Consider the following 12828-nt stretch of genomic DNA (forward strand, 5'->3'; position numbering starts at 1 on the left):
TTATAAAAGTAATCTAAGCATACTGATAAAGAAAAAACACGGAGACATCAGCCTCCGCTTACTGGTGGAATAAAGGCTATGACGTCTCCATCCTTAATCACTTCATCATTTGGGGCAAATTCTTCATTGATTGCTGTCATCGCGGTATCAAGTTTTTGCACCTTATATTGTTCAGCCACTAGTGTTTTCACTTCTGCTACAGTTTTCCCTGTGGCATCAATTGTGACCGATTCTTCCCCTACTTCATCACGTAAGTGGGCGAAAAACAAAATCTTATTCATTCAAATCACCCTCCTCTGGTTTTCCACTTGGATAGGCCACGGTCTCAAGCTGGTTTCCAATCCATTCTTGTCCGTCTTCCCAATGTTCTTTTTTCCAGATTGGCACGATTTCTTTAATCCGTTCAATTGCATATCGATTGGCTTCATATGAATCCGCACGGTGTGGCGTCGATACGGCAATGACTACTGCAACATCGGTAATATCAAGCTTGCCAACACGGTGAGTGATGGCCACCTCGGCCCCTTCCCAGCGTTCCTTGATTTCCTTGCCAATCTGCTCCAACTTTTTAACGGCCATCGGTTCATAGGCCTCGTAAATGAGATAAAGGGTTTTCTTTCCCTTCGTTAACTCTCTAACCGTTCCAATGAAAGTGTTAATGGCACCGGCTTCTCGTTGAACAACTTTATCAATAACCGATTGAATGTCAATCGGATCTTTTGCGATTTCATACATCATTTTGTTCACCTCAAGGTTCTGATTAAAACATTGCATTGTTACAAAAATACAGATTCGGCGTGACTTACGACTTTGTATCCACCAATTTTATCGACTTCTGCCTTAAAGGCTTCTGATTGAATAACAGCTTGGAGCCAACGCCCTTTCTCGCTCTCGAAAAAGTTCTTCGTCATCAACAGGTCATACGATTCATCGGCTACAGGAATAAACTCAAGGTTCATTGATTTCGCTGCTGGGTAAATCCCTAGCCCCACTGCCCTTTCGTTTCCTTTTACTTCGGCAGCAACACTTAAATGGGAGAACATTTCACGGTCATACCCGTTGATTTGTTCCGGAGTTATCCCTTCTTCTTTTAAAAGTAAATCAAATAAGATCCTCGTTCCTGCACCCTTTTGACGGTTAGCATAATCGGCTTGTGATTCCACTAAGTCGGCAACTCCAGTCACTTCTAAAGGATTCCCCTGAGGCACAATCCATCCTTGAGTCCTTTTTAAAAATGGATACAGGACGACGTCTTGCCCTGCCAGAAGTTTTTTCACATACGAAACATTATATTCCTTTGTTTCAGGGTCTAGCAAATGAATGCCCGCTACGTGAGCTTCCCCTTTTCTAATTGCCATGACACCAGCCATGCTTCCTACATGGGAAGATACAATTTTCATGTCAGTCCGCTCTCTTTTGAGCTGGGAAGAAAGCAAATCAATCGTCATATCATGACTTCCAGAAAAAACAATCGCGCTCTTGATTTCTTCCAATGGACGGAGCAATTCTATTTCTACCGTATCGCCTTGCTCATATCCAAGTAACTCCGGAGGAATCACAAGCAGACCATCTGCTCGTACAAGTGACATAGTTACCCCGGCTGCTCTTGTTAAGGGATTGGCAATAAATTGGCCATTCACATAGCCGATATTCATTCGGATAAAGTCCTCTGCACCCATTGTTGAGACAAGCCGACGACCTAGCTTCACCTCAACGGTTTGCCTTTTCGGAACAGGAACCTGTAAATATTGACAAACAAGTGGTCTAACAAACCATTCAAGAGCCAAATAAGCAGATACTGGATATCCAGGAACGCCAACAACAATTTTTCCATTAATTTCACCAAGAATGACTGGCTTTCCAGGTCTTGTTGCGACTCCATGAGTAAAAACAGTTCCTAGTTCAGCAATAATATGAACGGTATAATCCTTTGACCCTGCGGATGACCCCGCATTTATGACAACGATGTCTGAAGTCTCAACTGCATCTACAAGGGCTTTTTTAATATTTTCAGGCTCATCCCTCACGATTTCTTTTAACTCTGGGTTTCCGCCCCATTCTTTTATATAATTGGCAAATACAGTGCCATTAAATTCAATGATTTTCCCAGCAGCTAACGAGGAGTCTGCTTGAATTAATTCATTTCCAGTTGGAATGATGGTCACCAATGGTTTCTTTGCTACCGGAACCTCTGTAATTTGCGCTGCTAACAGGGCACCTAAATCAGCCGGTCTTAACTTGTGACCCTGAGGGAACAGCATTTCTTCCTGAACAATATCTTCGCCAATCGGACGAATATGCTGCCAAGGTGTTGCCGGTTCGATGATTTCAATCGTATCGTCATCGAGGATCTGGACATTTTCAATCATAATGACTGCATTAAACTGTTGCGGAATCGCATTGCCTGTATCCACATAGACAAATTGCTCTCCTCTTTTTAAGTGAAGCGGTCTCTGTTCATGAGCTTCATACGTTTCTTCCGCATTGACAGCAACCCCATCCATTGCTGAGGCGTGGTAATGTGGCATTGAAACATTTGCAAAGATTGGTTCAGCCGTAATCCTGCCTAAAGCATCGCTTATTGGGATGAGTTCGGTTTCAGGCGACAAGCTTGCATAGTCAAGAATTTCCCGCAACGCCTCGGCCCTTGGCTTGTCCTCCAAGTAAATTTTCCGTTGGTATCTCTTTTCATCCATGATTTAAGCTCCCCCTTATTTCGATGCTAGAACAGGTACGTATTCTCCCTGCGAGATTCCTTCTTTTTCTGAACTAATCTCAACAATTCCGTCGCTTTTAACAAGAGTAGTAATCAACCCAGATTTCCCGATAATTGGCTCTGCCCACCATTCGCCTTCTTTCATAGACAAACGAACACGAATATAATCGGAACGTCCTGGTGAGGAGGCAATGTTTTTTGTAATGCGAGCAAAAATACGCTCTGGCTTCGGTTGTGATTGTTCCCCTTGCAATTTCTTGATGATTTTTTCACCAAACAATCTAAAAATGATCATCGCGGAAGCCGGATGTCCAGGCAGCCCAATAACAGGTTTTCCTTCGGCCACAGCTAAAATTGTCGGTTTCCCAGGTTTGATACTGATTCCATGAACAAACACGCCAGGGTCTCCAAGGGACTGAATCACCTCAGTCGTATAATCCTTCGCTCCGACTGAACTGCCTCCAGATAAAATTAAGATGTCTGCCTGCTCGTAAAGCTCGCGGGCCTTCGCAGCAAACACCTCGTAATCATCAGTGGTAATACCCCCATAGATCACTTCAACGCCCCATTCGCGCGCAAGACCAGAGACAGTCAGGTAATTGATATCGCGAATTTGACCAATCTCCAAACTCTCCGTATCATATGGAACAATTTCATCTCCGGTTGACAGATAAGCTGCTTTGATTGGACGGTATACACTTACCTTCGAAATACCAAGAGAAGCAAGCGCACCAATTTCTTGAGGACGGAGCTTTGTACCTGCTTCAAGCAGTATTTCTCCGGCCTTGATATCCTCCCCAGTGCGAATAACATTTTCACCGGGGGCTATTTGTTTATATGTATTTAATAAGCCACTTATTTCCTCACAATGCTCAATCATTAAAACACTATCACTACCGGGCGGAAGCATTCCTCCTGTAGGGACATAAATTGCTTCTCCACGTGATAGAGGCTTTGTTGCCGCTTCACCCATTTTGACTTCGCCTGTTACCGTTAAAAACCCAGGCATCGACTCAGATGAACCATAAGTATCCTTCGCTACAACTGCATATCCATCGACTGTTGAGCGATCAAATCCAGGAACATTCTCACCCGCTGCCACAGGTTCGGCAAGAATGCAGTGAAGAGCCTCTTTAAGAGCGCAGACGGACACCTCCCTGACCTTAGCTATGTTTTCCTCAATTAAGGCAAAGGTTTCCTCTACTGTTTTCACTTTAAAGAATTGCATCTCCACTCCACCCTTTCTTCTGACGAACCTTGTAGTCTAGTGTTATTCCCCTTTTTCCACTCGTTGTTTTGCTTCTTCGTATTCTTCTGGAACATTCATATTAAAAAAGATTTCTTCCAAGCTTCCATCACTGTAGACTTGTAAATCATTATCGTCTAGGTAGCGGACATTGAGTTTGTCCAATAAATGAATCACGCGCAAGCGGTCTTCCTTTAAACAGGCTTCAATCTCTGGAACAATCCTCTTTTGATAAGCTGCGAATAATGGATGCTGTTTTTCCCCTATCACCGGGATAATCGCATCATAGTGCTTTAAGTTTTGAACAAGCGTGGATGCAAGCTCAGCCGAAACAAAAGGCATGTCGCAGGCAACCACAATATTTTCTTCATAATCCGAGGCCATTAATCCAGCATGAATGCCAGCAAGGGGTCCCTTGCCAGGAAATTCATCTGAAACTGATTTGAGATTTAGAAACTCATAGGATTCTGGATCATTTGTGACTAAAATAATATCATCAAACAGAGATTTCAATTCGTCTCTGATTCTTTCTATATTGGTTTTATCGTTAAATGGAAGAAGTGCTTTGTTCTTCCCCATTCTGCTTGATTTACCGCCTGATAAAATAATGGCTCCGGCTTTCATCAACAGCACCTTCTTTTTGGTAAACTTGGCCGTTGATTTCCGTTCCAGGCACTTCGCTTTCCGCGGGCAGTCCGGGAGCCCCCTCGTCACTATCGCTCCCACGGGGTCTCCCTAGGCCTTGCACTCCCGCAGGAGTCTTCGTGCCTTCCACTCCAATCAACGGGTTGAAAAAATCAAAATATGCTTTACCAAACCCTCTATTTGAAAAGTATTCAATCTAATTAGATTCACTATTCCCTGCTACTGCTTTGTAACCCTTTTCTTGTGCGATGAAGTCAAGATGAATGGTGTTTAAGTCAAGGATAGCAGAAGAAGGCTTAGAAATGAATTGTCTTGTGTCAATTACTTTTAAATAGCCTTGGCATTTATCGCAAACTTGCAGTTGAGAAGTCGCATCTCCTTCGATTGTTAAATAGTGAATGGTGTTTGAATCTTCGTTTCCACAGTGGGAACATTCTACTCTTTTTTCTGGCCAATGAGCATGACAGCGTGGACAATGGATTACTTTTTTGCCGTTCCCTTCTAGTTGAGCTAAGCGAACTGGTTCTCCACAAACTGGGCAGCCTGCACCATGGACCGCATGTGAAATCTCAGGCTGAAGCACTTCTGCTGTTAGCTGCAGGTAAGGGCGTAATGCTGTCTCTGCTAAAAATTGAGGGATCCATTCTTCTACTTCATTCTCTTGTGCAAAACTAACAAAGTAAAATTGATTAAACGAAAATGCTTCATCAATCCATCGAATTGCTGACTCCTCATTTAGTAATTCACTAATCTTAGTCAAGTTTCCTTCTAATTCAGGATTATTCTTTTTAATTAGCTTATTTATCTCATCTATCCACTGTAAGAATAGGGGAATTTCAAAATCAATAGCCGTCAAGGCAGCCGCTGGCACTCCTGCGTTCATTGCAGCCTTATCCAGGTTTGGCTTAATAATATCTGGATTGAGGCTTTGCTTCCACTGTTCCTGTAACTTAACAATTTCTTTCTGTAGGTTTGTATATTCCTTTGAAACAACGGATTTTTTCATTCTTGCTACACCTCTTTCAAATGTAAAAACTATTTATAGTGTTTCTTTTACAATTCTCTTCTTAATAAATTCAATATTTACTATTTCTAGGGTTCGAGTTTCTACCTACTCTATGGATTTCTTTTTAAAGGAATGGCTGTCCTGTTACAGACAGCCATTTTGTTCTATTTGTTTATTGATTATTGCTTTGGCTAGTCGCCTCCGCTTTTCTAGTTTAAGCACCTTTTTTCTTTTTCTTTGGATCATCTAAGTCAGGGAAGTTGCCTTTCTTAACTTCTTCGTCATACCAGTCACCATAGTGGCTCTTTGCCCACCATGCTGGTACCTTTCCTGTAATAACACCAGTGCCGCCAGGTCTTGAGTGCTTATGAATGACACTGAGGTAGATATGTCCAATGATAACGGCAAAGCCTAGTCCAAATCCTACGTTGTGCCCGAAATATGCCCACTGTACGACTGCTTTCGGGAATACATCTGGGAACCACATTGGGAAACCTGATCCAATCAATAGAATCGCACAGAAGATTTGAATTAGTGAGTTAATCTTTTCACCAGCATTGAAGAAAGATTGTTTAACATGGTCAAATTTAAATCCGAATAATTCTTTTACAAAGTTACTGAAAAAAGCAATATCGCGTTTTTTCCATGTAATAAGCTCTCTCATCCAAAGGAAGAACCCTTTATGATCAAAAATCAACCAAATAAAGGTAGGTGTGATAAACATGACAGCTAGAACTCGGTGTGCGAGACGCGCCCCTTCTGGCCCACCCATTAACGGATACATCCAGTTAAAAAAATCTGTATACATCGGCAATGCCGTGATGTATAAGCCAAAGAATGAAATTGCATTAATAGCATGTGCCCAAACAAATGCCTTGGAGAAACGTCTTACTTGAACCTGCTCATTCTTCTTACTCATGGTCTTCACCTCCATCATCATGAGGGCCTACTTTGCCATCTTTGTCGAAAAACTTATTGGCAACAAAGGCACCTGCAAGGGCCATTGTGACACCACCAACCATTAACTTACCAATTGGCTGTGCATAGTCTTTCCAAAGAACTGCAGAAGTTGGTACTTTAGGTTTTTCAGGCATTCCATAAACCGATGGCTTTTCAGCTAATACATAAATGGTATGCGTTCCGCCAACCCCTTGTGGATTATAGACATTTGCATTAGGGTAGCGTTCTTTGATTTCCTTCACACGTTGTTCTGCCTTTTTGATGATTGCATCCTTTTCGCCAAATTCCATTGCACCTGTGTGGCAAGTTGTTACACAAGCTGGCTGTAAGCCTTCATCAATTCGATCTGTACACATCGTACACTTGTGAGCTTTACGGTATTCCTTACCGTTTTCATCCTTATAAGTCTTTAACTGAACAACATCGAATGGACAGTTTTGGACGCAATATCCACAGCCGACACATGTGTCTTGGTCAATAACCACTGCACCAGTGTCCGTGTAGCTAATCGCATTTTCTGGACATACCTTTTCACATGCTGCATCTGCACAATGGTAGCAGGATGAATGACGGAAGAGATAATCTAGGTTGCCTTGTGAATTTTCATGTTCAACAAATGTAAGGACATTCCATGTATCAGCTGATACATTAGCATGAGATTGCATCGTTCCTAAGAAATCCTGTGGTTCTGCCGGAAGGTCATTCCAGTTTTTACAGGCGACCATACAAGCACGACAACCATCACATTTGGTAACATCGACGTATTTTACATATTCAACAGCCATTAGTCAGCCCTCCTTACATTGCAGAGGAATGCCTTATATTCCGGAATGGTTGTGTTTGCATCCCCAATATGAGGTGTTAAGCGGTTTGCTGTATCCCCTGTTGCAAATCCTTTATAACCAAAGTGCCAAGGCATCCCAATATGGTGGACCTTTTGACCCTGGATGGTATAAGGCTTAAAGCGCTTCGTTACCATTGCGTGGGCTTCAATCTCACCACGCGCAGTGCTGACAATGACCATATCCTTATTTTTAATCCCTTTTTCTTTGGCAAGTTCTTCACTTATTTCAACAAACATGTGACCAACTAATTCAGAAAGCCATTCTTGGTTACGAGTCATCGAACCAGATTGCCAGTGCTCACTTACACGATATGTTGTTGCCACAATTGGGAAGTCTTTGTACTCTCCCTTAAGGTTAAAATCACCTTCGTGAATTTCAACTGCTGGGTTTAACTCCACGCTTGAAAATGCATTTGCAACTGGACTTTCAAACGGCTCGTAGTGTTCTGGAAGTGGTCCTTCATTCATACCAGCAAATAATCCACCTACGCCATCTTTAATCATAATGAACGGCTTATTTCCACCCTCATCAGATGGTGCTTTCGTCGGAACAAAGTCAGGTACGTCATAGCCAACCCAGCTCTTTTGTACGGTATCCCACCAGATTACCTTCTTGTCCTCACTCCATGGCTTGCCATTTAAATCAGCAGAAGCACGGTTGTAAAGGATACGGCGGTTTGCAGGCCATGCAAATGACCAGTTTAGGAAGTTTCCGCCACCAGTATCTTTGTTATCACGATTCTTTGAACGGTTCTTCCCTTCCTCTGGATAGAAGCCTGAATAAATCCAGTTACCAGATGCAGTTGTTCCGTCATCTTTAAGAGCACCAAATCCTGGAAGTAGCTTTCCTGTTGCTAAGTCATAGCCATTAATTTCCTTACAAACAAGGTCAATATCTGGATGATCCTTGCCATAATCCCAAGTTAGGGCATTAATAGGCTTAGCGGCAGGAGTATTTTCATTTTTATATAAGTCTTTAATTTCAAGCATTAAATGGTTAATAATTTCGAGGTCAGCAAGGGATTGTCCTTTTGGGTCAATCGCCTTCCAACGATATTGCATCCAGCGTGACGAGTTTGAAACACTTCCTTCTTTTTCATAGGAAGATGCTGCCGGTAAGAAGAATACTTCTGTTCCAATTGTAGAAGGGTCGCTACCTGCCTCTTTTTGCCAGAATGCAGATGACTCTGTCTCCCATAAGTCAACAGCGACTAACCACTTCAAGTTGCCAAGTGCTTCTTTCTCTTTCCCAGCATTCGGTCCACCTACTACAGGGTTTGTTCCAAACAAGAATGCTCCCTCAAGATCGCCATTGTACATCGCTTTAAATAGATTAATATGCGAGTAGTTTTTATTTCCTTTTGGTAGATAGTCATAAAGGAAGTCATTGTCTTTCGTTGCTCTATCGCCGTACCAAGACTTCAGCATGCTGACAAGGAACTTCGGCTTGTTGCTCCAGTATCCTGAAGGTGGTGTTTCGTTTTCATTATAAGCAGCAAGGTCCTTATGCTGATCTTTAGCCACTGGCATACCCACATACCCTGGAAGGATATGATATAAAAGGGCAAAGTCAGTTGACCCCTGTACGTTTGACTCTCCACGCATCGCATTGATTCCGCCACCAGGAAGACCAATATTCCCTAACAACAACTGAATAATACCGAATGCGCGTACATTTTCTGATCCAACTGTATGCTGAGTGGTTCCCATCGCATACATAATCGTCCCTGATTTACCAACCTGCCCTGTCGAACAGAAAGTCTCACAAACTTTCAAGTAGTCTTCTTTTGATGTACCCGTTACACTCGTAACTGTATCAACATCGTAACGCTCATAGTGCTTCTTCATAATTTGGAAGACACAGCGAGGATGCTGTAGTGTTTTATCCTCTTTCGGTGTGCCATCTTCGTTTGTTTCAAATGCCCATGATGCTCTGTCATACTTTCTAGTAGCTTCATCATAGCCGCTGAATAAACCATCATCAAACTTATAATCTTCTTTTACAATGAATGATGCGTTTGTATAGTTAACCACATAATCCTTATGGTAGAGTTCGTTATCCATTGCATATTTGATCATGCCGCCCATAAAGGCAATATCCGTACCTGAACGAAGCTGAGCATAAACATCTGCTTTAGAAGATGTTCTTGTAAAGCGCGGGTCAACAGAAAGAATCTTCGCTCCTCTTTCCTTTGCTTTTGTCAGCCATCTAAAGGAAATAGGATGGTTCTCTGCAGGGTTTCCCCCCATAATTAAAGCGACGTCAGTATTTTGCAAATCGCTCCAATGGTTTGTCATTGCTCCACGTCCCACTGTAGGTGCCAGACCGGCAACCGTAGAACTGTGTCATATTCGTGCCTGATGCTCTAAGTAGGTAACACCAAGCCCTCTCATCATTTTCACGAGTAAATAGCACTCTTCATTATCAAGCGCTGCTCCACCTAAACTAGCAATCTTTTCTGTTTTATTTGTAATGAATCCCGCCTCTTTTTCAATGAACGAGCTATCACGGGTTTCTTTTACACGCTTGGCAATATTTTTATACATCCAGTCCCAATCTTTTTCTTCCCATTTATCGCTTCCTGGGGCACGGTACATTGGCTTTTCAACACGTTTTTCAGATGTGTAAACCTGTCTAATTGTAGTTCCCTTACTACAAAGTGTACCTTCGTTTATTGGACTATCCGGGTCACCTTCTGTATAAACCACGGTTTTGTCGTCTGTGTGTACCAAGATGCCGCATCCTACACCACAAAATGCGCAAATGGTTGGTGTTACTTTTGTTTTAGCAATTTTAAATTCCTTTGTTGAAGCTTTTACTTCTTTTTCATTGAAGCCTAGCTCCACAACGGCTAAAGTTGCTGCTGCTGCACCCGACAATTTTAAAAACTGTCGACGATTCAGGTTGATTTCAACCATTTCTCTCTCTCCTTCCCAAATTTAACTAGAACAGCCCTTATCCCTAGGTATCCCTTAATTTGTTAACGGTCGCGTATTTTCTATAGAACGCTTCCGCTTGTTTCTTAATTGAAAATAGTGAGAACCTCACCCCTTTCAATTGGTTTACTTGTACCAGTTGAACCAGAAACATCGTCATAGACTCTTCCGGTAGATGTATAGACTGTTGCCATTTTGCCTCTTAAATAACCAACAACCTCAATATTGAGGAATCTTGCTAACTGGACTGCTTGCTTAGTAGCCGCTGTCCGAGAACCGATTACAGCGAAACCAAATCTTGCTGTTTTTGAGAGCATTTCATATGAAACCCTACCGGTCGTGAGTAAAACGAGCCGTTCAGGTTGCAAGCGCTTTCTAAGTGCGTGGCCAATAATTTTATCGACAGCGTTATGTCGACCTATGTCTTCACGAACGGATATACTGCCGTCCTCGTGAATGATACAGGCACCATGCATGCCGCCCGTTTCTAAATATAAAGGTGTGTTCTGCGCAAACTCGCTACGCTTTTTTAATAGATAGCTAAGCGCAAATTTCTCATGAGACCTTATCTTTTGAAAGTTTTTTACATCTGTCATTGAAAAGAAGGTTACCCCTCGGCCGCAACCTGCAGTGTAATGCTTCTTTTTAGAAAACATCTGTTCAGGATCAAAATCATTATTCAAAGAAACGTGTATCGTTCCTGTACCTTCCTTCACGATGACAGCATCAACTTCATCTGCACTGTCAATCAATCCCTCCGAAAAGAGATAACCATAAGCCCAATCCTCTAAATCCTGGTTTGTTAACTGAAAAACAGCAATTTCGTACCCATTAACAACAAGTGTAATTGGGTATTCATCAGGACACCCCTTCTTGAGCATTCTCATCACCCCTTAAGATTTGCCTTTTCCTCACAGGATCTGTAAGCCGGTAAACTACATTCCCTTTGTATTTTAGAAACAATGAAGTTTAGAAGCTGTTAAAATTATCACAGTTCCAAAATTTCCTTGATTTAGACCAAAGAAAAAAAGATTCTATTACTCTATAATTCCAATTTACAGGAAATCCAGCTAGAGCCGTTGTCCGAATTGTTACAATCCCATTTCAAAACTTTGTCTTTTCTGTGTAGGTAAATGTTGGATGGCCTTTTGCGGATTCCTTGGAAATTAAGGGGAGAATGTCGAAATACATTGTTTATCGTACTGGAATTACATGAAGTTTTCAGTTACATTTATCACCACCTTTTAAAATATAAGGGGACAACCACCTTGACTTTTTTGACATTTTAGTTCCCTCGTGCAACAAAACCGTCTTTCTTTGTATACAGATAAACGAATGGTATAATCGTAAAATAGAACAACAGGCTATACATATGAAGGCTGTTTTCGTAAAAATTGTTGTTAAAATTGTAAAAATCTTAAAGCCGATTTTTACTACTTAAAGCCGATTTTAACGCAAGATAAGCTATTTCGTACGTAATAGGATGTTTGCAAGCTCTTTTCTCATAATTAAAAGGCTACTTTGTAGTGGAACAAAGCTTAATCCAATCTATTTTGTACCCAAGAGCAACAAAGTTTGAGAAAAGAGCCCATATGAAAGAACTCCAAGGAGGAATAATGGCATGACATTGAAAAAAGTTTTAACCATTGCAGGCTCTGATTCTAGTGGCGGAGCTGGAATTCAAGCTGACCTCAAGACCTTCCAAGAACTTGGTGTATATGGAATGACTGCCTTAACAACAGTTGTGACCATGGATCCAAATGGTTGGCACCATGGTGTCTTCCCTCAATCAGTTGATTTAGTGGAAAAGCAACTTGAAACGATTCTCTCTGTCGGCATCGATTCAATGAAAACAGGGATGCTTGGCTCTGTAGATATTATTGAGTTAACCGCACGCAAAATAGATGAGCATGGGTTGGATAAAGTCGTCATCGACCCAGTAATGGTTTGTAAAGGCGAAGATGAAGTGCTTCAGCCAGAAAATACGGATGCGATGAGAGAACTGCTTCTCCCACGTGCTACTGTTGTAACACCGAACTTATTTGAAGCATGGCAGCTTGCGCAGACTGGTCCAATTAAAACAATCGAAGATATGAAGGAAGCAGCTGCGAAAATTCATGACCTCGGTGCTAAATATGTAATGATCAAAGGCGGTAGCAAGCTACAGCATGAAAAAGCGGTCGATTTAATGTATGACGGGAAAGAATTCCGCTTATTTGAATCCGAGAAATTTGATACCACCTACACACATGGGGCGGGCTGCACATTCGCTGCAGCGATTGCGGCAGGACTTGGAAAAGGTTTGCCGGCTGAAGAAGCATTTACTGTTGCCAAAGACTTTGTTTCGGAAGCCATTAAACATGGCTTCAAGCTGAATGAATACGTCGGTCCAGTTATGCATGGTGCCTATACCCGCTATGGGGCCGGCCGCACGGCGAAGTAGGAAGCATAATACGTAGGCTTTTATTATTGTA

The 12828-nt window shown here is 42.0% G+C and carries 11 protein-coding genes; 1 reads left to right on the forward strand and 10 read right to left on the reverse strand.

Features of this window, described 5'->3' with window-relative positions; genetic code table 11:
• Positions 1–47: 47 nt before the first annotated feature.
• From moaD to fdhD, 10 genes are all read right to left on the reverse strand, one after another.
• Positions 48–281 (reverse strand): molybdopterin converting factor subunit 1, encoded by a 234-nt coding sequence (moaD, locus tag LG336_RS26760; RefSeq protein ID WP_404330513.1) that lies wholly within the window; start codon positions 279–281, stop codon positions 48–50.
• Positions 274–738: a molybdenum cofactor biosynthesis protein MoaE gene (locus LG336_RS26765; RefSeq protein WP_404330514.1), complete on the reverse strand. Its 465-nt coding sequence runs from the start codon at positions 736–738 to the stop codon at positions 274–276. The genes moaD and LG336_RS26765 overlap by 8 nt, the downstream gene beginning before the upstream one ends.
• A gap of 38 nt (positions 739–776) precedes the next feature.
• Positions 777–2696 carry a molybdopterin biosynthesis protein gene (locus LG336_RS26770; RefSeq protein ID WP_404330515.1) on the reverse strand — a complete coding sequence of 640 codons (1920 nt, stop codon included), beginning with the start codon at positions 2694–2696 and terminating at the stop codon, positions 777–779.
• Positions 2697–2711: 15 nt separating this feature from the next.
• Positions 2712–3944, reverse strand: a complete 1233-nt coding sequence (gene glp / locus LG336_RS26775) for a gephyrin-like molybdotransferase Glp (RefSeq protein WP_404330516.1) — start codon at positions 3942–3944, stop codon at positions 2712–2714.
• A 42-nt stretch (positions 3945–3986) separates the two neighbouring features.
• Positions 3987–4586, reverse strand: a complete 600-nt coding sequence (locus tag LG336_RS26780; RefSeq protein ID WP_404330517.1) for a molybdenum cofactor guanylyltransferase — start codon at positions 4584–4586, stop codon at positions 3987–3989.
• Between the two features lie 217 nt (positions 4587–4803).
• Positions 4804–5613 (reverse strand): formate dehydrogenase accessory protein FdhE, encoded by an 810-nt coding sequence (locus LG336_RS26785; RefSeq protein WP_404330518.1) that lies wholly within the window; start codon positions 5611–5613, stop codon positions 4804–4806.
• A 214-nt stretch (positions 5614–5827) separates the two neighbouring features.
• Positions 5828–6532 carry a formate dehydrogenase subunit gamma gene (locus LG336_RS26790; RefSeq protein ID WP_404330519.1) on the reverse strand — a complete coding sequence of 235 codons (705 nt, stop codon included), beginning with the start codon at positions 6530–6532 and terminating at the stop codon, positions 5828–5830.
• Positions 6525–7358 (reverse strand): 4Fe-4S dicluster domain-containing protein, encoded by an 834-nt coding sequence (locus LG336_RS26795; RefSeq protein ID WP_404330520.1) that lies wholly within the window; start codon positions 7356–7358, stop codon positions 6525–6527. The genes LG336_RS26790 and LG336_RS26795 overlap by 8 nt, the downstream gene beginning before the upstream one ends.
• Positions 7358–10327 (reverse strand): formate dehydrogenase-N subunit alpha, encoded by a 2970-nt coding sequence (gene fdnG, locus LG336_RS26800; protein WP_404333295.1) that lies wholly within the window; start codon positions 10325–10327, stop codon positions 7358–7360. Before fdnG ends, LG336_RS26795 begins: the two co-directional genes overlap by 1 nt.
• 113 nt (positions 10328–10440) lie before the next feature.
• Positions 10441–11235, reverse strand: a complete 795-nt coding sequence (gene fdhD / locus LG336_RS26805) for a formate dehydrogenase accessory sulfurtransferase FdhD (RefSeq protein WP_404330521.1) — start codon at positions 11233–11235, stop codon at positions 10441–10443.
• A 740-nt stretch (positions 11236–11975) separates the two neighbouring features.
• On the opposite strand from fdhD, the gene pdxK reads away from it, so the two are divergent.
• Positions 11976–12797, forward strand: coding sequence for a pyridoxine/pyridoxal/pyridoxamine kinase (gene pdxK, locus LG336_RS26810; protein WP_404330522.1), 822 nt, complete (start codon positions 11976–11978; stop codon positions 12795–12797).
• The last annotated feature ends 31 nt before the right edge of the window (positions 12798–12828 follow it).

The sequence above is a fragment of the Mesobacillus maritimus genome, assembly GCF_044803185.1.
GTDB lineage: Bacteria > Bacillota > Bacilli > Bacillales > Cytobacillaceae > Mesobacillus_B > Mesobacillus_B maritimus_B.

Coding starts and splice junctions, on each gene's coding strand:
- LG336_RS26790 (WP_404330519.1), bottom strand. CDS start 6,532: ATGAGTAAGAAGAATGAGCAGGTTCAAGTAAGACGTTTCTCCAAGGCA.
- glp (WP_404330516.1), bottom strand. CDS start 3,944: ATGCAATTCTTTAAAGTGAAAACAGTAGAGGAAACCTTTGCCTTAATT.
- LG336_RS26770 (WP_404330515.1), bottom strand. CDS start 2,696: ATGGATGAAAAGAGATACCAACGGAAAATTTACTTGGAGGACAAGCCA.
- LG336_RS26785 (WP_404330518.1), bottom strand. CDS start 5,613: ATGAAAAAATCCGTTGTTTCAAAGGAATATACAAACCTACAGAAAGAA.
- pdxK (WP_404330522.1), top strand. CDS start 11,976: ATGACATTGAAAAAAGTTTTAACCATTGCAGGCTCTGATTCTAGTGGC.
- LG336_RS26765 (WP_404330514.1), bottom strand. CDS start 738: ATGATGTATGAAATCGCAAAAGATCCGATTGACATTCAATCGGTTATT.
- LG336_RS26780 (WP_404330517.1), bottom strand. CDS start 4,586: ATGAAAGCCGGAGCCATTATTTTATCAGGCGGTAAATCAAGCAGAATG.
- fdhD (WP_404330521.1), bottom strand. CDS start 11,235: ATGCTCAAGAAGGGGTGTCCTGATGAATACCCAATTACACTTGTTGTT.
- LG336_RS26795 (WP_404330520.1), bottom strand. CDS start 7,358: ATGGCTGTTGAATATGTAAAATACGTCGATGTTACCAAATGTGATGGT.
- moaD (WP_404330513.1), bottom strand. CDS start 281: ATGAATAAGATTTTGTTTTTCGCCCACTTACGTGATGAAGTAGGGGAA.